Origin of the sequence: Fontisphaera persica (genome assembly GCF_024832785.1) — a bacterium.
GTDB classification, from domain to species: domain Bacteria; phylum Verrucomicrobiota; class Verrucomicrobiia; order Limisphaerales; family Fontisphaeraceae; genus Fontisphaera; species Fontisphaera persica.
This window is the reverse complement of the sequence record NZ_CP116615.1, coordinates 2,794,134-2,819,883: the sequence shown is the minus strand read 5'-3', so window position 1 is coordinate 2,819,883 and position 25,750 is coordinate 2,794,134. Positions and strand designations below refer to the sequence as shown.

The 25,750-nt window shown below is 62.2% G+C and carries 19 protein-coding genes; 12 read left to right on the top strand and 7 right to left on the bottom strand.

Features of this window, described 5'->3' with window-relative positions; translation table 11 throughout:
- Positions 1-14 precede the first annotated feature (14 nt).
- The 3 genes from NXS98_RS10495 to rpsU all read right to left on the bottom strand — a co-directional run bounded on the left by NXS98_RS10495 (position 15) and on the right by rpsU (position 2,293).
- Positions 15-1,118, bottom strand: a complete 1,104-nt coding sequence (locus NXS98_RS10495) for a lysylphosphatidylglycerol synthase transmembrane domain-containing protein (RefSeq protein ID WP_283844921.1) — start codon at positions 1,116-1,118, stop codon at positions 15-17.
- Positions 1,115-2,029 carry a sugar phosphate isomerase/epimerase family protein gene (locus NXS98_RS10490; protein WP_283844920.1) on the bottom strand — a complete coding sequence of 305 codons (915 nt, stop codon included), beginning with the start codon at positions 2,027-2,029 and terminating at the stop codon, positions 1,115-1,117. The genes NXS98_RS10495 and NXS98_RS10490 overlap by 4 nt, the downstream gene beginning before the upstream one ends.
- A 66-nt stretch (positions 2,030-2,095) precedes the next feature.
- Positions 2,096-2,293 (bottom strand): 30S ribosomal protein S21, encoded by a 198-nt coding sequence (gene rpsU / locus NXS98_RS10485; RefSeq protein ID WP_283844919.1) that lies wholly within the window; start codon positions 2,291-2,293, stop codon positions 2,096-2,098.
- A 641-nt stretch (positions 2,294-2,934) separates the two neighbouring features.
- On the opposite strand from rpsU, the gene NXS98_RS10480 reads away from it, so the two are divergent.
- Together NXS98_RS10480 and NXS98_RS10475 are read left to right on the top strand one after the other, a co-directional pair.
- Positions 2,935-6,906, top strand: coding sequence for a glycoside hydrolase family 2 TIM barrel-domain containing protein (locus NXS98_RS10480; RefSeq protein WP_283844918.1), 3,972 nt, complete (start codon positions 2,935-2,937; stop codon positions 6,904-6,906).
- Positions 6,907-7,013: 107 nt separating this feature from the next.
- A complete protein-coding gene (locus NXS98_RS10475; protein ID WP_283844917.1) occupies positions 7,014-10,031 on the top strand; it encodes a polysaccharide lyase family protein in 3,018 nt (1,005 codons plus the stop codon).
- A 96-nt stretch (positions 10,032-10,127) separates the two neighbouring features.
- Here NXS98_RS10475 and NXS98_RS10470 read toward each other — a convergent pair whose 3' ends face one another.
- Complete coding sequence (locus NXS98_RS10470; RefSeq protein ID WP_283844915.1) at positions 10,128-10,787, bottom strand: REP-associated tyrosine transposase; 660 nt, start codon at positions 10,785-10,787, stop codon at positions 10,128-10,130.
- 284 nt (positions 10,788-11,071) lie between these two features.
- Here NXS98_RS10470 and NXS98_RS10465 point away from each other — a divergent pair, with 284 nt between their 5' ends.
- Complete coding sequence (locus tag NXS98_RS10465) at positions 11,072-11,908, top strand: phosphatidylinositol-specific phospholipase C/glycerophosphodiester phosphodiesterase family protein (protein ID WP_425499956.1); 837 nt, start codon at positions 11,072-11,074, stop codon at positions 11,906-11,908.
- Between the two features lie 4 nt (positions 11,909-11,912).
- Complete coding sequence (locus NXS98_RS10460) at positions 11,913-13,214, top strand: competence/damage-inducible protein A (RefSeq protein ID WP_283844913.1); 1,302 nt, start codon at positions 11,913-11,915, stop codon at positions 13,212-13,214.
- A gap of 22 nt (positions 13,215-13,236) precedes the next feature.
- Here NXS98_RS10460 and cysS read toward each other — a convergent pair whose 3' ends face one another.
- Positions 13,237-14,652: a cysteine--tRNA ligase gene (gene cysS / locus NXS98_RS10455; RefSeq protein ID WP_283844912.1), complete on the bottom strand. Its 1,416-nt coding sequence runs from the start codon at positions 14,650-14,652 to the stop codon at positions 13,237-13,239.
- Positions 14,653-14,785: 133 nt separating this feature from the next.
- Here cysS and glgB point away from each other — a divergent pair, with 133 nt between their 5' ends.
- Positions 14,786-16,987: a 1,4-alpha-glucan branching protein GlgB gene (gene glgB / locus NXS98_RS10450; RefSeq protein WP_283844911.1), complete on the top strand. Its 2,202-nt coding sequence runs from the start codon at positions 14,786-14,788 to the stop codon at positions 16,985-16,987.
- A 220-nt stretch (positions 16,988-17,207) separates the two neighbouring features.
- Here the strand turns inward: glgB and rpsT are convergent, their stop codons facing one another.
- The gene (gene rpsT / locus NXS98_RS10445) at positions 17,208-17,471 is read right to left on the bottom strand and encodes a 30S ribosomal protein S20 (RefSeq protein ID WP_283844910.1); all 264 of its coding nucleotides are present in this window, start codon (positions 17,469-17,471) and stop codon (positions 17,208-17,210) included.
- A gap of 304 nt (positions 17,472-17,775) precedes the next feature.
- Between rpsT and lnt the strand changes: the two genes are divergently transcribed.
- The 6 genes from lnt (at position 17,776) to NXS98_RS10415 (ending at position 24,474) form a co-directional block, all read left to right on the top strand.
- Positions 17,776-19,452 carry an apolipoprotein N-acyltransferase gene (gene lnt / locus NXS98_RS10440; RefSeq protein ID WP_283844909.1) on the top strand — a complete coding sequence of 559 codons (1,677 nt, stop codon included), beginning with the start codon at positions 17,776-17,778 and terminating at the stop codon, positions 19,450-19,452.
- A 110-nt stretch (positions 19,453-19,562) separates the two neighbouring features.
- Positions 19,563-20,087: a transcription antitermination factor NusB gene (nusB, locus tag NXS98_RS10435; RefSeq protein ID WP_283844908.1), complete on the top strand. Its 525-nt coding sequence runs from the start codon at positions 19,563-19,565 to the stop codon at positions 20,085-20,087.
- A gap of 34 nt (positions 20,088-20,121) precedes the next feature.
- Positions 20,122-20,967: a PHP domain-containing protein gene (locus tag NXS98_RS10430; RefSeq protein ID WP_283844907.1), complete on the top strand. Its 846-nt coding sequence runs from the start codon at positions 20,122-20,124 to the stop codon at positions 20,965-20,967.
- Between the two features lie 56 nt (positions 20,968-21,023).
- Positions 21,024-21,938, top strand: a complete 915-nt coding sequence (gene ftsY, locus NXS98_RS10425; RefSeq protein WP_283844906.1) for a signal recognition particle-docking protein FtsY — start codon at positions 21,024-21,026, stop codon at positions 21,936-21,938.
- Between the two features lie 15 nt (positions 21,939-21,953).
- Positions 21,954-23,078 (top strand): bifunctional diaminohydroxyphosphoribosylaminopyrimidine deaminase/5-amino-6-(5-phosphoribosylamino)uracil reductase RibD, encoded by a 1,125-nt coding sequence (ribD, locus tag NXS98_RS10420; protein WP_283844905.1) that lies wholly within the window; start codon positions 21,954-21,956, stop codon positions 23,076-23,078.
- Positions 23,079-23,157: 79 nt separating this feature from the next.
- Positions 23,158-24,474, top strand: coding sequence for a mechanosensitive ion channel family protein (locus NXS98_RS10415; protein WP_283844904.1), 1,317 nt, complete (start codon positions 23,158-23,160; stop codon positions 24,472-24,474).
- Here the strand turns inward: NXS98_RS10415 and NXS98_RS10410 are convergent.
- Positions 24,467-24,844, bottom strand: coding sequence for a sulfite exporter TauE/SafE family protein (locus NXS98_RS10410; protein ID WP_283844903.1), 378 nt, complete (start codon positions 24,842-24,844; stop codon positions 24,467-24,469). The genes NXS98_RS10415 and NXS98_RS10410 overlap by 8 nt on opposite strands.
- 163 nt (positions 24,845-25,007) lie before the next feature.
- Here NXS98_RS10410 and NXS98_RS10405 point away from each other — a divergent pair, with 163 nt between their 5' ends.
- Positions 25,008-25,745, top strand: coding sequence for a 7-carboxy-7-deazaguanine synthase QueE (locus NXS98_RS10405; protein WP_283844902.1), 738 nt, complete (start codon positions 25,008-25,010; stop codon positions 25,743-25,745).
- Positions 25,746-25,750 lie beyond the last annotated feature (5 nt).

Sequence of the window (25,750 nt, the reverse complement as noted above, 5' to 3'; positions counted from 1 at the left end):
CCGGGGCTGGAATTTCAGAGTTCCGCAGCCGAGCCGGCGGTGACTTCCTGGAGCTGGTGTTTTTCGCGGAAAGTGATGTACACCACGCCGCCCGCCAGGCTCCAGAGCAGGAAGCCCGCGTAGGCCAGCAGGGACAGGGAAAGGGCGGTGGTGGCCGGGGCCCCGATGGCGGCGCCGCTGAGCAGCAGCACAAACAGGTTTTCGCGCACCCCCAGGCCGCTGGGGGTGATGGGCAGCGCGGCAATGCAAATAATCATCGGCACCAGCAGGAGGTACAGCGAGGGCGCCATCGTCAGTCCCAATCCTCTCCCCAGCGCCCAGTATTGGCCGACACAGACGACATTCAGCAGCATGGAGAGGCCGAGGGCTTTCAGCAGGAAACCGGGGGCGCGGCCAAATTCCCGGCAGCTTTCCAGCAATTTTTCCAGCCATTCGCCGCGGGGCAGCCGCCGCAGCAATTCCCGGGCGCGGGGCCAGCGCCGGGAGAGTCCCCCCCAGAAGGCCAGCACTGCGATGACACTGCATCCGCTGAGCATGGCCAGGATGACGGCGGCGGTGACGCCCAGGGTTTCCTGGGTCGAGATGAGCGGCACGTGGAACAACATCATCAGCCCCGCAAACAGCAACATGCTCCAGAGGCCAATCAAGCGATCCACTACCACCGTGACGACGGCTTCGGCCTTTTTGTGATGCGTTTCGCGGGCGGCGTAGTAGGCCTTGATCAGATCCCCGCCGGTGGAGCCCAGCATGAAGGAGTTGAAAAAGTGGGCCACCAGCGAAATTTCGGCGGCCCGGCTGAAGGAGAGTTCAAGGCCATGCACCCGCAGGGCCATGCGCCAGCGTTGAATGCCCAGCAGCAAGGTGCCCCCCATGAAAACAAGGCTCCAGCCAAAGGCGGCGGGCCGCACCTGCCGCAGCTCGCTCCACAATTCTGGCGGCCCCAGCCGCCAGGCGGCGCGCCATTGCTCGGCGCGGGTCAGAGCCTCCCAATGCTGGCCGCGGGCAGTGAGGACCTGGCGGCCTTCGTTCATGAAAATGGCGTGAAAAATCCACCCCATCAGCAGGGCGCACACCGCCAGCCGCCAGCCGATGCGCCATATCTTCCGTGCCTCGCTCACGTTTCACCCCAGAGGGAGCGGATGTGCTCCCAGCCCCGCTGGACGTCGGCCGTGGGCACCCACGGCCCCAGCTCCAGCACTTTGATGTGCTCGGGTTTCACCAGCCCGGCCAGCGCGGCAAAATCAATGCCCCCTGCGCCGGGCGGCAGGTGGTCGCGTCCCGGAAAACTCACATCGTGAATGTGAAAACCGGCCAGCCGGTCGGCCAATGCCTCCAAATGCAGCCCATGATGAATGAAACCCAGGTTTTCCTTGATTTGCGCATGGCCGGTATCGTGCCAGTACACCACGGAAGGCCGGTCAAACTCCCGGAAAAAAAGCGGAAAATCCGTCTCAAACGGGATTTCTTCCAGTGCTTCGCGGTTCTCGATGCCCAGACGGAGGCCGCGAGCCTCGGCCTCGCGAATCAGCCGCCGCAACAACTCGTACGCCGCAGTCAGATGCGGTTCTTTGCGTTTTTCCCGTTTTTCGAGCACCTCGGCGCAAAGTTTTTCGTATTTGGGGGTCTCGCGCTGGCCGGCCCCGGCCATTTCCAGCAGGCGGTCGGTGTAATCCTTCATGTCCACCTTGCCCATGTGGAGCACCACCAGCGGCGCCTTGACTCGCACGGCGGTTTCAAAGGTTTTCAGCGTTTGCCGGTAGGCCATTTCCCGCTCGCGCGGATCCTCCGAGGTGAACTTGAAAATATTGGGCGCGGCGCGGTCTACCCCCATGGGCAGCGGACAAAAGTTGTGCAGGGAGGAGATGCGGATTTCCCCGGCGTCCACCGCCTCAAAGATGCCCGGCAGGAGGCTGATGCGAATGCCGTGGCTCAGCTCGGCGTAATCAAAGCCGAGCGAGCGGATTTCGCGCAGCATCAACCGCCCATCGGTGTGCCGATGGGAATTCCAGCACGTGGAAAGGGAATACATAAAATAAAGAACCGGGTGTGGCGGGGGCGCCACACCCGGCTGCACAAAACAAACCCAAAAACCAAATTACAGGTCCGCGTAACGCGCGCTCAGCATCGCGTTGAAGCGGGCCACTTTTTCCTTCCGGCGGCGCCGTTCACTCGGTTTTTCGTAATGCCGGTGATTGCGCACCTCACGCAGGGTGCCTTCCCGGTCGAGTTTCTTCTTCAACCGGCGCAACGCGCGTTCTATAGATTCGCCTTTCTTCAGTCGTATCTCCGTCACCTGTGCTCACATCCTTCCTGTGACCTTGCCCCAGGCGGGCTGCTCACCCGTTTTCATGATGACCTGGGGCCTCCGGTCAAATGGGCTATTTAGTAAATCCGCCTTCCGGCTGTTTGTCAACGGACAAAAACAAGCAATTCGAGGGCGATTGCGCCAAAAAGCGGGTTACCCGGGCGGGGATGACTAGTTGGCGGAAACTAGTCGTTGAGCCAAAAGTCAGTGTTACCGGATATGGACACCGACACGAGTCAATCAACCCAACAGGAAGTGCTGGCTAAATGGCGGCGGGCGTAGGCCCGGGTCGGCCGGCACTACAAGGGTCAACTGCTGCACCAAGTGGTGGCGCTCCAGGGCCACCATCGCATGACGGCCATTCGGGCGCTGCCTGCCACGCTCAATCCCTTCCAACTGGGGCGGGACATCGCACGAAAAAAAGCAGGCGATTGAAGCCCGGCGGCTTCCTTCGTTCTCAAATCGGGGGTCAAATTGGGTAACACCCCTTTTGGCGCAACGGCCACCCTGTCCACCCAGCGCCGGGTAACAGTTAGTTTTGGCACACCACGTAGGTTTCATTGCCGGAGGTTCTTTATTATTTGAAGACTTCCTGCCGGTTGGTTAGTCTAATCTGGATAAAATTCCCCATGAAACGTGGCCCAGCGATTTTCAAGGTTGGCCGGACGGCCAGCCGCGTGTGGCGGGAACAGTGTCCTGCGTATCTATTCGGCTGTTGGTTGGTGCTATGGGGGCCGCTAGCCTGGCTCCACCCGGCAGAGGCGGCAGATTCCGCTGCTGTCGCTTTACCACCAAGGGTTTCTGCGGTTTGGGACCTCGACAAGGCATGGCGTCAGACCACCGCCACCCGGGAACGGATTTGCCTCAATGGCTTGTGGCGCTGGCAACCGGCGGATGCTGCCGCCTCCGTGCCCGCGGAGAATTGGGGGTATTTCAAGACGCCCGGCCCGTGGCCTGGCATCACAGATTACATGCAAAAAGATTGCCAGACGGTGATTCCTCACCCGGCCTGGCAATCCCAGCGATTGGGCGCCCTCACCGCTGCCTGGTATCAGCGGGAATTCTGCACGCCGGACAGGTGGGCGGGGCGTCGGATATGGCTGAACGTCCATACCTTGAACTCGTATGCAGTGGTGTGGGTGGACCACCAGCGGGTGGGTGAGTTGCGTTTTCCCGGCGGGGAATTGGAATTGACCGCGGCGTGCCGTCCTGGTTCCCGGCAACTCCTAAGCCTTCAAGTGCTGGCGCTGCCGCTCAAGGGCGTGCTGCTTTCTTATGCCGATACTGCCGCCGCCCGGCAGTTCAAAGGAACGGTGGCCCGGCGCGGCCTGTGTGGCGATGTCTTTTTGGTCGGCGCTGCCCGCGGCCCGCGTCTGCGGGATGCAAAAGTGGACACCTCCGTGCGGCGAGGGCAGGCTGTTTTCAGCGCCGCCCTGGAAGGGCTGGAGGCTGGGGAACGTTATCAATTGGTGGCGCAGGTCAGCGGGGCCGGCCAGTTCAGGCGGGAATTCAGGAGCCCCATTTTTACCGTCGGCGATTTGCGCGAGGGGCGCCTGGCCTTCAGCGTCAACTGGCTGCCCGAACAGCGCTGGGATTTGCCCACGCCTCACCATCAATTTCGCCTCGACCTTGCGCTGTTGGATGCCGCAGGAAAAACGTTGGACGCCGCATGGCCGGAGACTTTTGGCTTCCGCGAGTTTTGGATCGAGGGGCGGGACTTTTATTTGAACGGCACGCGCCTCCAGCTCGCCGCCGTGCCGTTGGACAACGCGCAAGTGGGCGCCGCCTGGGCCTCCTATGCAGGGGCGAAGGAAAGTCTGGAGCGGCTGAAGAGTATTGGCATTAATTTTGTTTACACCCACAACTATGACTGTCTGCCCGGCTCCCATCTCGATTTTGCTGAAATCCTGCGCGCGGCGGATGATGTGGGCATGCTGGTGGCGCTGACGCAGCCGCATTTCAGCCATTACGAGTGGCCGAATGCGGACGCGGACCGCACCAATGGCTACGCCGGTCTGGCAGAGGCGTATGTGCGCGTGGCGCAAAATCATCCCTCGGTGGTGATGTATGCGATGAGCCACAATGCCACCGGCTACAGCGAGGACATGAACCCCGATATGATTGACGGCAAACAGGAGGCGCGCGACGCGTGGGCAAAGCGGAATGTCCAACGAGCACTGCGCGCCGAGGCCATCGTGAAACGACTCGACCCGGAGCGGATTATTTATCATCACGCCTCGGGCAACCTTGGCCCGATGCACGCGGTCAATTTTTATCCCAATTTTGTTCCCATTCAGGAAATGTCGGATTGGTTTGAGCATTGGGCGACGCAGGGAATCAAACCGGTGTTTCTTTGCGAATACGGCGCGCCGTTCACGTGGGATTGGACGATGTATCGCGGTTGGTACAAGGGCAAACGCGAGTTCGGCAGCGCGGTGGTGCCCTGGGAATTTTGCCTGGCGGAGTGGAACGCCCAGTTCTACGGCGACCGGGCCTATCAGATTAGCGAACAGGAAAAACGCAACCTGCGCTGGGAGGCCAGGCAGTTTCAGGCCGACAAAGGGTGGCATCGCTGGGATTACCCCCATCCGGTGGGCTCGCGGGATTTTGACGAGCACTACCCCATACTGGCCCAATACCTCACCGACAACTGGCGCGCCTTTCGCACCTGGGGCGTCTCGGCCATTTCCCCTTGGGAGCACGGGCATTACTGGAAATTGCGTCCGGGCGTGGACAAAAGCCGGCAGGAGTTGAGGACGGATTGGGAAAACCTGCAGCGGCCCGGATTCAGCGCGGATTATCTGGAGCAGCGTTATGAGCGGATGGATTTGGCTTTTGAGCGCTCGGACTGGGTGGCCACACCGGCGGCGCAAGCGCTCTTGCGCAACAACCGGCCCCGGCTCGCCTATCTGGCCGGCGGCCCGGGGCGTTTTACCAGCAAGGAACATAATTTCCTGCCGGGGGAAACGGTGGCAAAACAAATCATCGTCATCAATAACAGCCGCCAGACGGCCACCGTTGCATGTGAATGGGTCCTGGCGTTGCCCCGGCCGCAAAAAGGAGCGCGAAAAATCACCCTGGCCACCGGCCAACAGGAGCGAATCCCGCTGCGCGGGCAGTTGCCGTCTGACCTGGCGCCGGGGCGGTATGAACTGCACCTGACCGCCCAATTCGGCGATGGCGAAACCCAGTCGGACACGCTGACCCTCCACGTCATGCCCACCCCCGCTGCGGCCACGCTGCGGGGCAAAGTTGCCGTGTTCGATCCGCCCGGTGAAACGACGGCCTGGCTGAGGCGAATGGGCATTGCTTTTCAAACCATCGAGCCGGAAACCGATCTGGCGGCGTTTGATCTGCTCATCCTCGGCAAAGGGGCGCTCTCGCTGCACGGCCCGGCTCCTGACCTTCGCCGGGTGCGCGAGGGGCTTAAAGTGCTGGTGTTTGAGCAGACCTCCGAGGTTTTGGAGCAACGGCTGGGTTTTCGGCTGGCCGAGTACGGATTGCGGCAGGTGTTCGCGCGCATTCCCGACCATCCCCTGCTGGCGGGGCTGACGGATGAACTGCTGCGCGATTGGCGCGGCGAAGCCACCCTGCTGCCGCCGCGGTTGAAATATGAGCTGAATCCCAAATTCAACGGCGCACCCACTGTGCAATGGTGCGGGATGCCGGTGACGCGCCTGTGGCGCTGCGGCAACCGTGGCAATGTGGCCTCCGTGTTGATTGAAAAACCGGCCTTGGGCGATTTCCTTCCGGTGCTCGATGGCGGTTATGGTCTGCAATACAGCCCGTTGTTGGAATATCGCGAAGGCGCAGGCGTGATTTTGTTCTGCCAGGTAGATGTGACGGGGCGCACCGCGCCGGAGCCGGCGGCGGAGACGCTGAAACAAAACCTCTTGCGCTACCTGGCCGCGTGGCGGCCCAGCCCGCGCCGCACCCTGGTGTATGTCGGGCATCCCGAGGGCAGAGCCTACCTGGAAGCCATGGGCTATAAACCTGCGGAACTGGGGGACGGCCGGCTGTCGCGCGAGACCCAGGTTTTGGTGATTGGCCCGGGCGGCGGACGTTCTATAATGGCCAGGCCGTCAGCCACTGACTTCATTCGGGAAGGCGGCCAGGTTTTGGCCCTGGGCCTTGAACCGGCGGATGCGGCCGCTATGAAATGGCTCAACCTCGAGCTGCGGATGGGGGAACATATTGCGGCGTATTTCCAACCGTTTGGCTGGCGCGAGCTGCTGGCGGGTGTCAGTCCGGCAGAGGTGCACAACCGCGATCCGCGCGAGCTGCCGCTGGTGGCCGGGGGGGCAGTTATCTACGGCAACGGGGTTTTGGCGCGCATGGACAAGGCGAACGTGGTTTGTTGCCAGCTTGCTCCATGGCAATTTGACGGCACGAAACAAACCAATCTGAAGCGCACCCGCCGGCGGCTTGATTGCCTGGTATCCCGGTTGCTGGGCAACTTGGGCGCCGCAGCGGCCACGCCGCTGCTGGAGCGTTTTCATCAACCCCCTGGCGCCGGCCCAAACCAACGCCGCTGGCTGGTTGGGCTTTATGCTGACCAGCCGGAGGAATGGGATGACCCTTACCGATTCTTTCGATGGTGAAGGGAGACTAGAGGGAGCGAGTGCGCCCGGCGGCCGGGACGCTATCCGCTTGAAGCGGCTGCCCGGGAAGTTTAGGGTCTAGATAAATGACCACCTGTCCTTGGAAGATGAGGTCGCGAGGCTGGCTGTGGGCGATTTGGGCCTGGCTGGCTCTGCCGGCCATGGGCGCCAGTGCGGCAGTTTCAGAAGCCGTTATATTACTGGGCCAGCCGGATGGCTCGGCGCTGGAGTTTGGCCTGTGCGACGAGCAATGGCCGGCGTATGCCCGCCGGTATCCTCAGCCCATTGTGTTCAAGGTGGGCCAAAGCCCTTTGCAGGACTGGCCTTATATCCATCCCTCGCATCATGACCGGTGGGCCGGAAGCAGGGCGCACACCTTCACCATGGTTTTCAATCTGCCGCAGCGGCCCGTGGAAACGTTGCATCTGATTTTGGGTTTGGCCGATGCGCACACGCCTTCCACGGTGGTGATTGGGGTGAATGGCCGGGAGCTGGCGCGGCGCACGGCTCCGCGGGGGCGTGGGGTGGCGAGTGACCCGCACCAGGAGGGGCAGGCGTCCGCCCTGGTGTTTCCGGTGCCGGCGGCGGCGCTGCAGGCGGGCGAGAATCGGATTACCATCACCCTGAGCGATGGCAGTTGGATTATTTATGATTATGTGTATCTCGGGCCGCGCAACGCCCCGCTGCCGCTCCGGGGCATGGAGCCGCCAGACAAGGAGGCGTTTCTGGCGGGGCCGATGGCGCAAGTGGAGGAGGTGGTTTTTGCCACGCGCAAGGTGGGCGATGACGGCCATTGGTATGCGAACATCAGTTATTATGCGGATTGTGAGCTGGAGTATAAGCAAGGCCATCCCTTCACCCACAACGGCAAGCGGGTGACCTATCGGCTGGGGGGCAAGCTGGGCGTGTTGAATGTGCGCCGCGGCGAGGTGCGCTGGCTGATTGATGATCCGCGCGGCGGCGTGCGCGACCCGGTGGTGCATTACGACGGCAAGACCATCCTCTTCTCCTACCGCAAGGGGGACAGCGAGCACTACCATCTCTACACCATCCAGGCCGACGGCACGGGGCTGCGGCAGTTGACCGACGGGAATTACGATGACTTTGAGCCTTGCTGGCTGCCGGATGGCGGCATTGTGTTTGTGAGCACGCGCGCCAAACGCTGGGTGAATTGCTGGCTGACCCAGGTGGCCACGTTGCATCGCTGCGACGCCGACGGCCGCAACCTCCGCATGATTTCCGCCAACAACGAGCACGACAACACCCCGTGGGTCCTGCCGGATGGCCGGATTCTCTATCAGCGCTGGGAGTATGTGGACCGCTCGCAGGTGGATTATCATCACTTGTGGACCGCCAATCCCGATGGCACGGCGCAAATGATTTTTTATGGGAATCAACGGCCGGGCATCGTGATGATTGACGCCAAGCCCATTCCTCACAGCGCCAAAGTGGTGGCCATTTTCTCCCCGGGCCACGGTCAGCGCGAGCACGCCGGAGCGGTGGCGTTGGTGGACCCGGCGGGCGGCCCGGATGACCCCCGGATGGCGCGCACCATCAGCCGGGGACGGCAGGACTTCCGCGACCCCTGGGCTTTTTCTGAAGACGCTTTCATGGTGGCGGCGGGGGCGGAAATCCAGCTCATGAACGGGCGGGGGGCGGCCACTCCTTTGTATCGGCTCCCGGAGAGTGACATCCGCGACGGGTACTGGCTCCACGAGCCGCGCCCGCTGTTGCCCCATCCGCGCGAGAAAGTGATTGCGCCCCTGGCGCACCCGGGACAGACGACCGGCCGGGTGATTCTGGCCAACATCTACGAGGGCCGCAACATGCAGGGAGTGAAACCGGGTGAAATCAAAAAACTCCTCGTCCTTGAAACCCTGCCCAAGCCCATCAACTTCACCGGCGGCATGGACCCGCTGACCTACGGCGGCTCGTTCACCTTGGAGCGCATTTTGGGAACCGTCCCGGTCGAGCCGGATGGTTCGGCTTATGTCGAGCTGCCGGCCATGCGCGGGTTGTTTTTTGTGGCGCTGGACGCGAACGACATGGCCGTCAAACGCATGCAGAGTTTTCTTACCGTGCAGCCGGGCGAGCTGGTGAGCTGTGTGGGATGCCATGAGCAACGCACCAAAAGTTATCTGCCGCCCGGGCCGCTCATGGCCGTGCGGCGGACGCCCAGCCGCATTGAGCCAATCGCGGGTGCGCCGGAGGTGTTTGATTTTCCGCGGGACATTCAGCCCATCCTCAATCGTTTATGTGCGGATTGCCATGATTACACGGCCACCCCGCGGGGCGGGCCGCGAGCGGGCGGCATCATTTTGACGGGGGATTACGGCCCCATGTTTTCCCATGCTTACTTCACGCTGACGGTGAAGCAGCTATTCCGGGACGGCCGCAACGAGGCCCGCAGCAATTACCGCCCGCGCGAATTGGGGTCGAGCGCGAGCCGGCTCTTGAAGATGCTTGATGGCTCACATTACGGCGTCCAGGCCACGCCGCAGGAAAAACAGTGGCTGCGGTTGTGGATTGAGTCAGGGGCGGTTTATCCGGGTACGTATGCGGCCTTGGGGGCGGGTTCGATTGGGGGCTACCAGGAAAACGAGCAAATCCATCTCGACACCGCGTGGCCCGCCACCCGGGCCGGGGCGGAAGTCATCCAACGCCGTTGCACGGAATGCCACACGGGACCTCGGACATTGCCGCGCTCGATGTCCGATGAGCTGGGCATTTCCTTCTGGCGGTTTGATTTGAAGGACCCGCGGTTGCAGTTCAGCCGCCATATTGTGTTCAATTTAAGCCGGCCGGAAAAATCCCTCCTCGCCCTGGCGCCGCTGGCGCGGGAGGCGGGCGGGTTGGGAATATGCACCAATCGCGCGGGGCAGGTGGTGTTTGCAGAGACGGCAGACCCGGACTGGCAGAAGCTGGTGGCCATGGCGCAGGCGGGCAAGGATTACCTGGCCAAAATCAAGCGTTTTGACATGCCGGGCTATGTGCCGCGCCAGGGATGGATACGCGAAATGAAACGGTACGGGATATTGCCACTGGATTTGGACCCGGCGGTCACGCAAATCAACTTTTATGAAATCGAACAACGGTATTGGCAGTCCCTCTGGCCAAAACCGTAGCGCAGGCGTCTCGCCTGCGAGTGAGGGCGGCGTCCCGCCGCCGGAAAAGATGGCGCACCGGGACGGTGCGCCAACCCGCAGCCGGGGACGGCTGCGCTACGCATGGGCGCTGCTCCAAGGCCAGGCTTCGGGCACGGAGCAAAGGCCTGCTTTAACAGGATTCATGACGGTGTAAGAATAACAGTGCAGCAAATCGTCTTCATCCCGGATCAAGTGGTCATACGATTCTTTTTGCCAGAAAGGCGATGCTTTTAGAGAGAGCAACGCATTGATTTGATGCGCCGAATAGGACTTCCAACTATGTAAAATCTGACTCAACGTGTGCCCTGGCATGGGCCGAACGACTGCATGAACATGATTGGGCATGATGACCCACGCCTGTAATTGATAGCGCTGGCCGGCGAAATAGCACAGGGCCTTGGCAACCAGTGCCGCCACATCAGGGCGCCGCAGATGGCAGGTACCGTAACCACAATCAAGGTATTGATCCACGCGGCTGGAATACCACTGAAATAGTTCTTTTTGTTCATGCCAGGTGAGCGGTCGTTTTTCAGCCACGGCTCGTTGGAGAATTGCCTCACGTTCTTTTTTGAAACGAATAAGCACCGCTTTTGGCAGGGTGCCAGCTTGGCGGAAGGTAACAAAATAGGTTGCTCCTTCGCGTTTCAAATGGGGGAGACTGTTGCGGGAATGAAAGCCAGTCAGAAGATGATCTGGCGGCGTCTGATCTGTCATGTTAATAATGGTTTCATCCATTGAGTATCACCAAAGCAATGTTTGAACAAGTAACTTGCGTTGGGCCGCGCTTGTGTCGTAGCGCAGGCGTCTCGCCTGCGAGTGAAGGCGGCGTCTCGCCGCCGGAAAAGACGGCGCACCGGGACGGTGCGCCGACCCGCAGCCGGGGACGGCTGCGCTACAAAGAGTGCATGCAGTTTGCAGGTTCCAGTTGTGGATTTAACCTGGTGGGAAGATTGGCGTCCCCTGCGGTTCTTTCTTCACTTGGCTTGAGTTGTAGCGCAGGCGTCCCGCCGCCGGAAAAGATGGCGCACCGGGACGGTGCGCCGACCCGCAGCCGGGGACGGCTGCGCTACGGAGTTGTCCTGCTCGTTTGGCTGGTGGCTGGGGCCAACGCAGCAGCGCCAGTTGGTCCATCACCGCTTCCGCAGGCTCATGCGCACAACGACTACGAGCATGAGCGGCCGTTGCTTGATGCGCTGGCGCATGGTTTTTGCAGCGTGGAGGCCGATATTTGGCTGGTGGAGGGCCAGCTTTTGGTGGCGCACGACCGCCGCGATGCGCGGCCGGACCGCACGTTGCAACGCTTGTACCTGGACCCTTTGCAGGAGCGGGTGCGGCAGAACGGCGGGCGCGTCTATCCGCAGGGGCCGGTGGTGACCTTGATGATTGACCTGAAATCCGAAGCGGAAGCCACCTATGCGGTGCTGCGCAACCTTCTGGCGGGCTACACCAACATGTTGACTCATTTTACCCCCACCAGCACTGTACCCGGCGCAGTGACGGTGATTTTATCGGGCAACCGGCCGACGGCGCGGGTGGCGGCGGAACCCTGGCGGTGGGTGGCAATTGACGGGCGGCTGGCGGATTTGGAGCGCAATCCTTCGCCGCATTTGATGCCGCTAATCAGCGATAACTGGATTTTGCATTTCCGCTGGCGTGGGACGGGTGACATGCCGGAGGAGGAGCGCCAGAAGTTGCGGGAGCTGGTGCAGCGGACCCATCAACAGGGACGGCGCCTCCGGTTTTGGGCAACACCCGACAACCCGCCGATGTGGGCGGCCTTGCAGGCGGCGGGCGTGGATTTGCTGAATACTGACGATTTGGGCGGTTTGCGGGCTTTTTTAACCAAATCAAAATGAGTTTATGCGCAAGGGTTATATCTGGCTGGTGGTGGGCGTGATGTTGCTGGCGCCTTGGAGAGGAGCCGCGGCGGACAGCAATGCCACCCATCGCGCTTATTACCTCATCATCACGGGCGGGGAATTGCTGGAGGGCGCCGTGGCCGATGCCCACACCCCATTTATCACCAAGACCCTCCTGCCGCTGGGACTGAAATGCGTGGGGGTCAGTATCGTGGATGATTTGGACGAGGATTTGACGGCCGCGGTGCGCCAGGCCACCAACAAGGCGCATTTGGTGCTGGTCACCGGCGGGCTGGGGCCCACGGATAATGACATCACCCGGCAGACGCTGTCCAAATGCACGGGCATCCCGCTGAAGGAAAACCCGGACTTGTTGCGCGAAATGGCACGCCGCTTTGGCACGCCCGAGGCCGAGCTGCGTCCCAACCTGCGCCGGCAAACCGAGGTGCCGGTGCGTGGCGGTTATCTGAAAAATAATGTGGGGACAGCCGCCGGCTTGATTTTTGATTTGGAGCAGGGGCATGTCATTGCGCTACCGGGGCCGCCGCGGGAACTTCAGACGATGGTGCGCGAGCAATTGCTTCCTTTTTTAAGGCAGCATTATGGTATCCGCGCGCAGCCGAGCAGTTTGCTGGTGCGCTTTCTGGGGGTGGGGCAGTCCCAAATTGACCACACCATCAAGCAGAAACTGACAATGCCTCCCGGCGTGTTGGTGGGCAGCACGTTTGAAGGCAGCCGGGTGGATTTTACCTTCACACTGCCGGAGGATTCGCCCGCTGCGCGGCAGGCCTTGGAGACTTTGAAGGAGCAGTTGTTCCAAGTATTGGGCGACAACATTTACGCCACCAGCCCGGAGACGTTGGAAGAGGTGATTTGTCGGCGGTTAAAAGAGCGAGGCCATCGGCTGGCGGTGGTGGAGATGGGCAGCAGCGGCAGTGTCATGGCGGCGCTGGGGCGGGCCGCGCACGCCCGGGAAACCATCCCGCAAGGGTGGACGGCCATGGCGGAAGCGGTTTTATATCGGACCTTGGGGGTGCCTGCCGAGCAATGGCAACGGCTGGCAGCCGGGCCGGAGCGCCTCAAGCTGGCGGCAGCGAGCGCCGCACAGCAGGGGAGCGCGGATTGTGTGCTGGTGGTGGGACCGGCGCAACCGGCGGGCGCAGGCTCGGCCACTTTGACAGCGGTGCTCCAACTGCCGGGGGGACAGGGGGTGGAGCAAAACTTCGTTTTCCGTCCCGGCGCTGAGGGCCAGCCGGCATTGGTCACGCAAATCATGGGCTTTTTGTGGAAACGGCTGCCCTGAGAACCGTCCCCGCCGCGCGCGGTTAAACCGGTTTCAATTTGGGGCCTTTGGGAGTGTCTTCCACCAGCCAGCCGCGGGTTTTTAATTCCTGACGCAGGGCATCCGCGCGGGCAAAGTCTTTGGCTTTGCGCGCGGCCTGGCGGGCTGCGGCAAGCTCCATAATTTCCGGCGGTATGGCGGTTTCGGCCGCCGCGCTTACGCCGAGCACCTCATCCACTTTTTCCCACGCGGCCAGTGCTGCGGCGGCCTGAGCCGGGGCCATTTGCCGGGCGGCTATCAGCCGGTTGCACTCGCGCACCCACTCAAACACCGTGCCCCAGGCGGCCGCGATGTTGAGGTCATCATCCAGCGCGCGCGTGAACGGTTGCAACAGGTTGTCGTCAGGCGCGGCCGGCTGCGTGCCGGCCAGCTCGCGCAACTTGCCCAGACATTCATCCAGGCGGCTGAGGGCGGTGCGCGCGCCGGCCAGGCCGTCGAGGGTGAAATTGAAGGTTTCGCGGTAGTGGGCGGTGAGCAGGAGATAACGGATTTCCCGGCCGTTGAAGCCTTTTTGGAACAAATCGCGCAGCGTGAAGAAGTTACCCAGCGATTTGCTCATTTTGCGGCCTTCCACCAGCAGATGCGCGCCGTGGAGCCAGTATTTGACAAAACGCTGGCCGGGCGGTTGCACAGCGGCGCCCTCGCTTTGAGCAATTTCGTCCTCATGATGCGGGAAGATTAAATCCTCGCCGCCAAGGTGGAGGTCAAAGGCGGGGCCGAGCCATTTCATGCTCATGGCGCTGCACTCGATGTGCCAGCCGGGGCGGCCTTCGCCCCAGGGACTGGGCCAGAAGACCTCGCCGTCTTCGGGGGCGCGGGCTTTCCAGAGCGCGAAATCGGCCACTGATTCTTTGGCGTATTCATCGTGGCTGACGCGCTCGCCAGGGCGGAGCTGCTGCAAATCCAGGTTGACCAGTTGGCCGTAGCAGCACCCGCAACCGCGGTATTTCTCGATGCTGAAATAAATGGAGCCGTCCGGCGCCCGATAGGCGATGCCGCGGTGCATGAGCCGGTCAATGAGTGCCAGCATTTCGGGGATGTGCTCGGTAGCATGCGGGGTGTGATGCGGGCGGCGGCAGCGCAAGGCATCGAAATCGCGGAAAAACTCCTCCTCGTAGCGGCGGGTGTAATCTTTGAGACTGAGGCCGGTTTCGCGGACGCGGCGGATAATTTTATCCTCCACATCGGTGATGTTCATCACATGGGTGACGGTGTAACCGCGAAACTCGAGGTAACGGCGAACCAGGTCGGCAAAGACAAACGTGCGGAAATTGCCAATGTGGGCCAGGTCATAGACGGTTGGCCCGCAGCAATAAAGCCCCACGCGCCGGCCCGCCGGGTCGAGCGGCTGAAAATCCTCCACGCGGCGCGTGAGGGTGTTAAATAAACGCAACGCCATGCAGCATCCTCAAACGCGGGGAGCTTAGCCGCCGGTTCGCCAGCAGGCCAAGCGGAAAGTGGGGTGCGGCCGCAGTCGCCGCCTGCAATTTTTTACTGCTCCCGGCGGCAGGTTGAGGCATAATGGCCGCGCTATGATTCTGACTGAGGCCGAGCTGCTAAGTCTGGTGCAGTTGCTCCATCCCCATCCCCATCAGCTTCTGGGCATGCATCCGCTGGGCGACGGCATGGGCGTGGTGGCCCGCGCCATGATTCCAGACGCTGCGCGGGTGGAGCTGCGGCCGGTGCATGAACCGTCCAAGCCGTCCTTTGAACTTAAACTCATCCACCCGGCGGGCATTTTCGAGGGCCTCACCACGCAAGCGCGGGAGGTCTATGCCTATGATTTAATCATCACCGACAAACAGGGCCGCACGCGCGTCACGCGGGACCCGTATTCCTTTTTGCCGTCCCTGAGCGAGGCGGATTTGTATCTGTTCAATCAGGGCAATGAGCGGCGGATTTACGACAAACTGGGGGCGCAGTTGCGGACGTTTGACGGCGTGCCGGGCACGGCCTTTGCCGTGTGGGCGCCGAATGCCGCCCGGGTCAGTGTGGTGGGGGACTTCAACGGCTGGGATGGGCGCTGCCACCCCATGCGCCTGATGGGGCTTTCGGGGGTGTGGGAGATTTTCATTCCCGGCGTGGGGGAGGGGGCGCATTACAAGTTTGAGATTCGCGATGTGCATGGCGCCATCCGGCTGCGCGCCGACCCCTATGGCTTCTTCTTCGAGGTGGCCCCCAAAAATGCCTCCATCGTCTGGAACAATCGCCGGTTCCAATGGACGGATGAGGCCTGGCTGAAACAGCGGCGCGAGGTCAATCCTTTCAAGTCGCCCATGAGCATTTACGAGGTGCACCTGGGGTCCTGGCGCAAGAAAAACATTGCGGAGTCGTTCAGCTATCGCGAACTGGCGGGGCCGCTGATTGATTATGTGCGGCAGATGGGCTTTACCCATGTGGAATTCCTGCCAGTCAGTGAACATGCCTATTATCCCTCCTGGGGCTATCAGGTCACCGGCTTTTACGCGCCCACCAGCCGGTATGGCACGCCCGAGGATTTTCAATACCTGGTCAACGCCCTGCACGAGGCAGGCATCGGGGTGCTGGTGGACTGGGTGCCGGCGCATTTCCCGCGGGATGAATGGGCCTTGGCGCGGTTTGACGGCACGGCCTTGTACGAGCACGAAGACCCCCGCAAAGGAGCGCACGCCGACTGGGGCACCCTGATTTTCAATTACAGCCGGCACGAAGTGCGGAATTTCCTGGCGGCCAACGCGCTGTTCTGGTGCGACCGCTATCACATTGACGGCTTGCGGGTGGATGCCGTGGCCTCCATGCTCTATCTGGATTACTCGCGCAAACCGGGGGAATGGCTGCCCAATCCTTACGGCGGCAATGAAAACCTGGAGGCCGTCGAATTCCTGCGGCATTTCAATCATCTGGTGCACACCGAACATCCGGGCGTGGTGACCATTGCCGAGGAATCCACCGCCTGGCCGCAGGTGACGCGCCCGGACTATCTGGGCGGGCTGGGCTTTTCCTTCAAGTGGAACATGGGCTGGATGCACGACACGCTGAATTACTTCAAACGCGACCCCATCTACCGGAAATACCATCACAACGATTTGACCTTTGCCATGATTTACCATTACTCGGAAAACTTCATCCTGCCGCTGTCGCATGATGAGGTGGTGCATGGCAAACGCTCCCTGCTGGGCCGCATGCCGGGAGACGACTGGCAGCGGTTTGCCAACTTGCGCGCCCTGCTGGCCTATCAATGGCTGTTCCCGGGCAAAAAACTGCTCTTCATGGGCGGCGAATTTGGCCAGAGCGGCGAGTGGAATGAAAACAGCGGCTTGCAATGGTGGCTCTTGGACGAAGGCCCCTACCACCGCGGTGTGCAGCGGTTTGTGCAGGACTTGAACCAGCTCTACCGCCAGGAGCCGGCCTTGTGGGTGGGCGACTATGACCGCGAAGGCTTTTTCTGGGTGGACTGCAACGACGCCGAGCACAGCGTGTTAACCTTCATGCGCCAAACCCCCGACGGCGCCACCCAATTGTTGGTGGTGCTGAATTTGACGCCGGTGCCCCGCGAGCACTACCGCGTGGGGCTGACGCGGCCCGGTTATTGGCAGGAAGTGCTGAACAGCGACTCGGCCATTTACGGCGGCTCCAACCAGGGCAATCTGGGCGGGGTGCAGGCCGAGCCGTATTGCGTGCATCACCAGCCGTTTTCAGCGGCCATTCTTTTGCCGCCCTTGTCGGTGCTGGTGTTCAAAAGCCCGCCGGTCTAAGCGGGCAAGCAGCGGGGAGCCGGCGCGTGCCTTGGGGGTCAGCATGACCTCTGGCAACAAGGCCGATGGTGGCTGAAGCGCGGCAAGAAACGAAAAGAGGGGGGGCGACTTTCCCGGAGCCGTGGAACCAGCCACGTTTTCTTGCGGCAGGAGGGTGAGTAAAAAAAGCGGCCCGCAAGGGGCCGCCCCGGAAAAAGAATGTCACCGGCGGAGCCGGGTGTTATTTCACCGCATTGACGCGATGGGCCAGGCGGGAGCGCTTGCGGCTGGCAGTCGCCTTGGGGATGACCCCGCCCTTGGCGGCCTTGTCGAGGGCCGAACTGACCTTGCGATAAACAGCGGCCGCCTCTTCCTTTTTGCCGGCGGCCACCAGCGTGTTCAATTCTTTTTGCAGGGTCTTCAGGCCGAGCTTGACCTTGCGGTTGCGGAGGCGCCGCCGGGCGCTGCTGCGCACGCGGCGTTCTGCAGATTTTGTATTCGGCATAGTCTCTACGGATTCAGTCTCACATTACCATTGTTCAACCTAAAGCGCGGTACACTAGCCGCTTCCCCGGACTTGTCAACCCTCATTCCGCCCCAATTTTGGCCCCGCAACTCCCGGAGACGGTCCGGCGCCTTGGTTTCGCCGGGGACCGGAGTGGCCCTCTGCCCCCTCCAGCGGATGGGGCGGTGGCCGCGTGGCGGGGGCAGGGGGGCAAGGCAGGCGCCCGCGCCGCCGTTGCTTTTTGCGTGCAACGCCTTGCGGGGCACGGCATTCTCCTGGCGTGGTGTTCGGTTGGAAAAAGGGTTTGCGACATCCCGTGTTTCAATCCGTGCTGGCGGGCGCCATGCTGGCAGCGGCGTTTCCCAAGGCGGAAGTGGCAGGACTGGCCTGGGTGGCTCCGGGGTTGATGGCGGTGGCCGTCTTGGGATGTTCTCCCCGCCGGGCCTTTTGGGCGGGATTTTGGGGGGGCCTGGTCTATTGGGCAATTTCGCTTTATTGGTTGTTACTCATCCCGGTGGCCTTCTGGCCGGTGGTGGGATGGCTGGCTTTGTGCGCCTATCTGGCATTGTACCACGGGGTGTGGACTTGGGCCTGCCTGCGCATGTTGCCCGGCACAGGCCCGGTAAGCCAGGGGGAGCCAGGTTGGGCGTGGGACCGCGGGCTGGCGCGGCTCTTGACGCTGCCCCGGCTCACGCGCATGGCATGGATGGTGGCCGCAGCAGTGGGTTGGGTGGGCTTGGAAATGATTCGAGCCCGGCTGCTCACCGGTTTTCCCTGGAATTTGTTGGGCGTTTCGCAATACACCCTGCTGCCCCTGGTGCAACTGGCGAAAGTCACCGGCGTCTATGGGTTGTCCTTCGTCATGGTGTGGACTTCGCTGGCCCTGGTGGTGGCAGCGGCGGGGATGGCCCGGTTTCCCGGGCGGCGGGGCTGGTTGACCGGCGAATTGCTGGTGCCGGCTGCCGTGGTGGCGGTGGTGTGGTTGTGGGGGGCGCGAGAATGTTACCGGCACCTTTCCGCTCCCTCGGCGCCGGTGGTGCGCCTGGCCTTGTTGCAGCCCGCCGTGCCCCAAACCTTGATTTGGGACAGCCGCGAGGATGAGGCCCGGCTGCGGCGGTTGGTCAGGCTTTCGCAGGAGGCGCTGCGCTCACGGCCGGACCTGCTGGTCTGGCCGGAAGCGGCATCGCCCGGTTTTTTGCGGTTTGACTCGAACGTATGGCACGCCGTCAGCGGGCTGGCGCGTGCCAGCAACGTTTGGATGGTGGTCGGTAGTGATGACGCGGAAGCCACCGGGACCGGCGAGGTCGCCTATTACAATTCCGCCTTTCTCATTTCGTCCGAAGGGGTGATTAAAAACCGCTATGCCAAGCGGCATCTCGTCATGTTCGGGGAGTATGCGCCGCTGGCCCGCTGGCTGCCATTTCTGAAACGGCTGCTGCCGGTGGGGGAGGGATTCAAGCCGGGGGCTGAGGCGGTGCATTTTGAATGGCCCCTGACGGCGGCGGGCGGGGCGAAGGTGCGAGCCGCCATGCTGATTTGCTTTGAGGATGTCATGGCAGGCCTGGTGCGGCGCTCGGTGGCGGCGGACACGGATTTGATTTTGAATCTCACCAATGACGGATGGTTCCGGGAAAGCGCCGCCCAGTACCAGCATGCCGCCAATGCCGTGTTTCGCGCGGTGGAAACCGGGCGCCCGCTGGTGCGCTGCACGAACAACGGGCGGACCTGCTGGGTGGATGAATTGGGCCGGCTGCGGGAAATGGAAAGTCATGGGGGGGGCGAGCCTCCCTCCATTTACGCGGAGGGTTGGCATGTGGCGGCGGTGCCGCTGCCGCCCCAGGGCGGTGCGGCTCTAACGTTCTATCATCGCCACGGGGATTGGTTTGGGTGGGCCTGTGTGGGGGCGACTGCGGGCCTGCTGGGATGGAGTTACTGGCCGCGCGTTGGCCGATGGAAGGCCCGGAATGGCAGCCAGAACTGATCCCGCCCATGCCGGGTGAACGCGGGCCGCGCCAAAGCCAGTCGCCGGGCCAATCGCCGGGGGGTTGTTTTTCCGTTTGCCCTGCAAAAGGCTTCAGGCACAATGGCGCCATGGGCAAGCGACGTGAAGCCCGCGAACGAGCGGTCCAATTCCTGTTTCAATATGACCTGAATCCGCCGGAAGACCTCGAGGCGGCGCTGGAATTATTCTGGCAGACGCAACGCCAGGTCCTGCTGGAGCAGGAGCACGGCAAGGCGACCTGGGGCGAGAGCCGGCCGTTGCCGCCTCCCACGGCCGAGGAACTGGCCGTCCGCGCGTTTGCCGACCCGCTGATTCGCGGGGCCATTGCGCATCGGGAAGAGGCGGATGCGCTCATTCAGAAGTTTTGCCGGAATTGGGATTTGCGGCGGATTGCGGTGGTGGACCGCAACATCATGCGGCTGGCGATTTATGAAATGCTGCACCGGGAGGACATCCCGCCGGTGGTGAGCATCAATGAGGCCGTGGACATCGCCAAGAAGTTTTCCACGCAGGACAGCGGCAAGTTTGTGAATGGCATTCTGGACAAGGTCAAGAGCGAGATTTTGCGCCCCGCGCGGCAGGTGATGAAGAAAGCCCCGCAAAACGGGGATTGAGCGGGCCGTTATCCGTGATAACTTAAGCGCAGTCATGTTTGCGGATTTACATCTACACAGCGTCTTTTCTGATGGCACGTTCACCCCGGAGCAACTGGTGCAGGAAGGGCGTCAACGCGGGCTGGCGGTACTGGCCTTGACCGACCACGATACGATGGAAGGTTGCGCCCGGCTGGCGGCGGCCTGCGCCGCCTGCGGCATGGAGTGCATCCCGGGCACCGAGCTGACCGCGGAGCTGGACGGCGCCGAGATTCACATTTTGGGGTACTTTTTGCAGGCCGATGACCCGCAGCTCCGCGCCGAGATGGGCAAGTTTCAGAACGTGCGGCAGGATCGCATCCGGGAAATGGTTAGCCGCTTGAACGGGCTGGGCATCCCCTTGGACGCGGAGGCGGTTTTCAAGCTGGCCAACTGCCGCTCCCCGGGCCGTCCCCACGTGGGGCGGGCGCTGGTGGAGGCGGGCTTCTGCGCCAGCCAGGAGGAGGCCTTCGAGCGTTTTCTCAAGCGCAATCGCCCCGCCTGGGTGCCCAAGTTCCGCATGAGCGCGGTGGATACCATACAATTGATTCACCGGGCGGGCGGCGTGGCGGTGCTGGCGCATCCCGGATTGAATCGCTCCGATGATATCATCGTGCCGCTGGTGGAAGCGGGTCTGGATGGCATCGAATGTTATCACAGCCGGCACTCGCCGGCCACCAGCGAGCATTATGTGCAGTTGGCCGAGCAGCATGAGTTGCTGGTTACCGGCGGCTCGGACTGCCATGGATTTAACAAGGGCCGGCCGCTTATTGGCACCATCAAGCTGCCTTATTCCCACGTGGCAGAGATGCGCACCGTGGCCAATCAACGGCGCTCACGGTTGCGCATGGCCGAGGTTTAATGCCATGGGCGCGCCGGCTTTTGTTTGCGGGTCCGGGGAGTGGTAAAGGAACACACATGGGTTTTTTTGACAAAATCAAGGCGGGGCTGAAGAAGACCACCGACCAACTGGTTCATGAAATCAAGCGCATCGTCACGGGTTCGCCGCGGCTCACCGGTCATTCCCTGGAGGAGCTGGAGGCGGCGCTGCTGGGGGCCGATTTGGGGGTCGCCATGACCCAGCAGATTATCGCGGCCGTCAAGCAGGCCTACGAAACGCAAGGCAGCGCCGGTCTGGATGTTTTTGCCATCGCGGCGCGGGAGGTGGCGGCGAGCATGAAGGTGCCCAACCCCGGGCTGAAGCGTGTCCCCGGTTTGACCGTGGTCACACTGGTGGGGGTCAACGGCACCGGCAAGACCACCACCGCGGCCAAACTGGCTTGGCGGGCCCAGCAGGATAATCTGGCGCCGATGCTGGCGGCCTGCGACACCTTCCGCGCCGCGGCCGTCGAGCAGCTCAAACTCTGGGGACAGCGGCTGCAGGTGCCCGTGATTGCCGGCGCCCACGGAGCGGACCCGGCGGCCGTGGCGCATGATGCCGTGACGGCCGCCCTGGCGCAAAAGAAGGATTATCTGTTGGTAGACACCGCCGGGCGGCAGCATACCCGGCACAATTTGATGCAGGAGCTGCAGAAGGTGCATCGGGTCATTGGCCGCAAAATGGAGGGTGCGCCGCACGAAGTGCTGCTGGTGCTGGACGGCAGCACCGGCACCAATGCGCTGTTGCAGGCGCGGGAATTTTCCAAAGCCGTGCCCGTCACGGGCCTGGTGGTGACGAAGCTGGATGGCACCAGCAAAGGCGGCATGGTGGTGGCCATTCAAAAGGAATTGGGCCTGCCGGTCAAATTCGTTGGCGTGGGCGAGCAGCCGGACGACTTGCAGCCCTTTGACGCGCAGCAATTTGCTGAGGCCCTCTTCATGATTAAAGGCTAGACCCTGCCCGCGCTTATGCAGCCGGACCCTCAGGATGTCATATTCATGCGGCAGGCCTTGAGGCTGGCCCGGCGGGGACGGGGCTGCACCTCGCCCAACCCCATGGTGGGCGCGGTGTTGGTGCGCGGCGGGCGGGTGTTGGGGCGTGGCTGGCACCGGCGGGCAGGGGCGCCTCATGCGGAAATTGAGGCCTTGGCGGACGCGCAACAGGCTGGAGCCTCCCCGCGCGGGGCCACCCTCTATGTGACGTTGGAGCCTTGTTGCACCACCGGGCGCACCCCGCCGTGCACGGAGGCCATCCTCCGCGCCGGCATCCGGCGCGTGGTGGTGGCGGCCACCGACCCCAATCCGGCTCATGCCGGCCGCGGTTTGGAACTGCTCCGGCAGGCGGGCCTCCGGGTGGAGGCAGGCGTGCTGGCCGAGCCGGCGGCGCGGTTAAATTGGGCCTTCAATCATTGGGTGGTGCATCGCCTGCCTGCTGTCACCGTCAAGGCGGCGATGACACTGGACGGCAAACTGGCCGATGCGGGCGGCCGCTCCCAATGGATTACCGGTGATGCGGCGCGCGCCCAAGGCATGAAATTAAGATTGGCGCATGATGCCATTTTGGTGGGAGTGAACACCATTCTTGCGGATGACCCGGCGTTGACCCTGCGCGTCCCACAGCTCCAGCAACGCCTGCATCCCTGGCGGCGGATTATTTTGGACCCGCGTGCCCGCACACCGTTGTCAGCGCAGGTTTTGCAACCGGCGGAACATACCGAAACCCTCATTGTGGCCGGCCCGAATGCGCCGCCAAAACGCCTGCAGGCGCTGGCCGAGCGTGCGGTGGTCTGGAAAGTGCCGTTGACTGCCGGGGGATTTGACCTTCTTCACCTGTTGCAGCGGCTGGGCGCGGAGGAAGTCACCGCCTTGCTGGTCGAAGGCGGCGGCGAGACCCAGGCCGCCTTTCTATTCCAGGGGCTGGCCCGGCGCATCGCCTTCTTCTACGCCCCGAAAATCCTGGGCGGTGGCGCCTCCCGGCGTGCCGTGGCCGGCCGGGGGGCGGCGGGATGGCAGGACATCTTGCGGCTGGCGCATCCGCGCTGGCGGCGGGTGGGGGAGGATTGGCTGTTGGAGGCGGAGGTGGAAAAAGCGTAGCGGCCGTCTGAAAGGTTTCTGCTGGCACGTTTAGGACTTGAGCCTTGGGTGTTTCGTGGCTTTATTGAGGGCCATGCGTATGTGGAAGAATTTTAAGGTTATTTATCACAGTCTGATTGCGGTGTTGTTGGTTTTGCTGGTGGCCTCGGTCTGGGCGGCGGCGCAAACCGCCACCAACCCGCCCGCCCCCGCCACCAATATTGTGGCGGCAGCGGAGCATACCAGCGACACTTTGGACGCGCTGAGCAGCAAGCTGGGGGTGAACCGGGATTTTCTCTTGAGCTTCGGCCTCGACCAATATGAAGCCCTGCGCCAGCCCTTCCTGGGCCATGCCCTGTGGAAATACCTGGCCTCGCTGATTTACATCTGTCTGGCGTGGCTGGCTTCGCGCGGCGTGGATTTCATCTTTCAAAAATTGCTGCGCCGCTGGACGCAAAAGACCGAAACGCAATTGGACGATTTGCTGGTGGATTTGTTCAAGGGGCCGGTCAAGGTCATTGTGTTTGTCATTTTGATGCATGTCGGCCTCAACGTTTTTGACTGGCCGGCCTGGGTTTCCAAGTACCTCTCCAAGGGTTTGAAGCTGGTCATTGCGTGGTCCATCACCTACATGGCCGTGCGAGCGGTGGATATTTTCATGCGGCATCTCCAAAGCCGGGTGCAGGAGGAGAACAAGGAGTTCAATGCCCAGTTGTTCCCGGTGATTCGCAAAACGCTCAAGGTGTTCATCGTGCTGGTGGCCATCCTCGTCACGGCGCAAAACCTCGATTTCCAGATTACCGGCATGCTGGCCTCCCTGTCCATTGGCGGCCTGGCGCTGGGCCTGGCGGCGCAGGATACTCTGGCCAACTTGTTTGGCGCCGTGTCCATTTTTGCCGACAAACCCTTCCGCATCGGCGACCGCATCACCATGGATAACGTGGATGGCAACGTCGAGACCATCGGCCTGCGCAGCACCCGCATCCGCAATCTGGACGGGCACCTGATTACCGTGCCCAACAAGACCATTGCCAATGCCACCATCACCAACATCTCGCGCCGGCCGAACATTCGCACGCTGATGTACATCGGCATCAACTACAACACGCCGCCCGAGCGCATCCAACTGGCCACCGACATTCTCAAAGACGTCTATGGCAAACACCCCATGACGGCCGATTTGATTGTGGCCTTCCAAAAGTTCAATTCCTATTCACTGGACATCCTGGTGGTGCATTGGTGGAAAGGGCTGGTGTACAAGGAATACGTGGAGGGCATGCACGCCCTCAACCTGGAGGTCAAACGCCGTTTTGATGAGGCCGGCATCGAGTTTGCCTTCCCGACGCAAACCGTCTATGTCAACCAGGCAGGGGGCGTGCCGCCGGTGGCCCCGCCGCCGCCCTCGGCGATTACTTGAAGAAAATCAGGCGCAGGCCCATGATGACCAGCAGGCCGCCAAAGGCGCGCTTGAGGTTGTCCACCGTCATTTGCTGGGCAATCCAGACGCCAAAATAGCTGCCCACCAGCGCGGTGGGGATGATCATCCAGGCGGTGCCCCAATGAATGTTGCTCAGCAGGGGGTCCGGCTTGTAATGCCGCCAGGCCCCAATCAGCGCGGTGGGAATCATGATGACCAGCGACGTACCAATGGCCTGCTTGATGTCCCGTATGGGCGGGCTGAGGAAAAACAGCATGGCCGGCACCATGATGATGCCGCCCCCCACGCCAAACATCCCGCTGATGATGCCGGTCACCAGTCCAATCAGGCCTGCCGAAAGGTATTGCATAGCCTGCTGTATGCCTTGAGCGGGGACGGCCCGCAACCGCAAAATCCCAACGCCGCGCGGCAGGGCCTTCGGCCAGCCAGCGCTGCACCCCTTACTTTTTCCCCGGCATGGACGGGCGCGCCTGCAAAGTTGCTCCCGCGCAGATTTGCCGTATCATGCGGGCATGGCGATGGCATCGCTGGTGGTCAATGAAATATTTCTGAGCGTGCAGGGCGAAAGCACTTTCGCCGGTCTGCCGTGTGTTTTTATTCGCCTGACCGCCTGCAATCTGCGGTGTTCTTATTGCGATACCGCCTACGCCTTCACCGAGGGCCGCCGCTGGGAGCTGCCCGCGATAATCCAACGGGTGCGGGAGCTGGCGGTGCCGTGGCAGGGCCGGAGCCGCAGCCTGCCGCTGCCGCTGGTGGAGGTGACCGGCGGCGAGCCGCTGTTGCAGCCCAACTGCCTGCCGCTGATGACGAGTCTCTGTGATGCGGGCTGGGTGACCTTGTTGGAGACCAGCGGCTCGCTGGACATTTCCACCGTGGACCCGCGGGTGCGGCGCATTGTGGACATCAAATGCCCGGCCAGCGGCGAGGCCGCGCGCAATCGTTGGGACAATCTGGCCTGCTTGAAGGCCACCGACGAATTGAAGTTCGTCATTGCCTCCCGCCAGGATTACGAGTGGGCGCGGGAGCAGGTCTTGCAGCGCCGCCTGGCAGAACTATGTCCCATCCTGTTTTCCTGGGCTGCGCCGTTGACCGAGGCGCAGCAGGACGCCTCGCTGAAGCCGGTGCCTGCGGGCCATGAACCCATCAGCCGCCAGGAATTGGCAGAGCGCATCCTCGCGGATGGTCTGCCGGTGCGTTTTCAAACCCAACTGCATAAAATCATCTGGGCACCAGACCAGCGGGGCGTTTGAGCTAA

What these genes read in the sequence shown, in the direction of transcription:
- NXS98_RS10410 (WP_283844903.1), bottom strand. Translation starts at nt 24,844, where the DNA reads ATGCAATACCTTTCGGCAGGCCTGATTGGACTGGTGACCGGCATCATC.
- NXS98_RS10475 (WP_283844917.1), top strand. Translation starts at nt 7,014, where the DNA reads ATGAGGTCGCGAGGCTGGCTGTGGGCGATTTGGGCCTGGCTGGCTCTG.
- NXS98_RS10405 (WP_283844902.1), top strand. Translation starts at nt 25,008, where the DNA reads ATGGCGATGGCATCGCTGGTGGTCAATGAAATATTTCTGAGCGTGCAG.
- glgB (WP_283844911.1), top strand. Translation starts at nt 14,786, where the DNA reads ATGATTCTGACTGAGGCCGAGCTGCTAAGTCTGGTGCAGTTGCTCCAT.
- ftsY (WP_283844906.1), top strand. Translation starts at nt 21,024, where the DNA reads ATGGGTTTTTTTGACAAAATCAAGGCGGGGCTGAAGAAGACCACCGAC.
- nusB (WP_283844908.1), top strand. Translation starts at nt 19,563, where the DNA reads ATGGGCAAGCGACGTGAAGCCCGCGAACGAGCGGTCCAATTCCTGTTT.
- NXS98_RS10490 (WP_283844920.1), bottom strand. Translation starts at nt 2,029, where the DNA reads ATGTATTCCCTTTCCACGTGCTGGAATTCCCATCGGCACACCGATGGG.
- rpsT (WP_283844910.1), bottom strand. Translation starts at nt 17,471, where the DNA reads ATGCCGAATACAAAATCTGCAGAACGCCGCGTGCGCAGCAGCGCCCGG.
- NXS98_RS10415 (WP_283844904.1), top strand. Translation starts at nt 23,158, where the DNA reads ATGTGGAAGAATTTTAAGGTTATTTATCACAGTCTGATTGCGGTGTTG.
- NXS98_RS10480 (WP_283844918.1), top strand. Translation starts at nt 2,935, where the DNA reads ATGAAACGTGGCCCAGCGATTTTCAAGGTTGGCCGGACGGCCAGCCGC.
- NXS98_RS10430 (WP_283844907.1), top strand. Translation starts at nt 20,122, where the DNA reads ATGTTTGCGGATTTACATCTACACAGCGTCTTTTCTGATGGCACGTTC.
- NXS98_RS10470 (WP_283844915.1), bottom strand. Translation starts at nt 10,787, where the DNA reads ATGGATGAAACCATTATTAACATGACAGATCAGACGCCGCCAGATCAT.
- ribD (WP_283844905.1), top strand. Translation starts at nt 21,954, where the DNA reads ATGCAGCCGGACCCTCAGGATGTCATATTCATGCGGCAGGCCTTGAGG.
- NXS98_RS10465 (WP_425499956.1), top strand. Translation starts at nt 11,072, where the DNA reads ATGGCGCACCGGGACGGTGCGCCGACCCGCAGCCGGGGACGGCTGCGC.
- cysS (WP_283844912.1), bottom strand. Translation starts at nt 14,652, where the DNA reads ATGGCGTTGCGTTTATTTAACACCCTCACGCGCCGCGTGGAGGATTTT.
- NXS98_RS10460 (WP_283844913.1), top strand. Translation starts at nt 11,913, where the DNA reads ATGCGCAAGGGTTATATCTGGCTGGTGGTGGGCGTGATGTTGCTGGCG.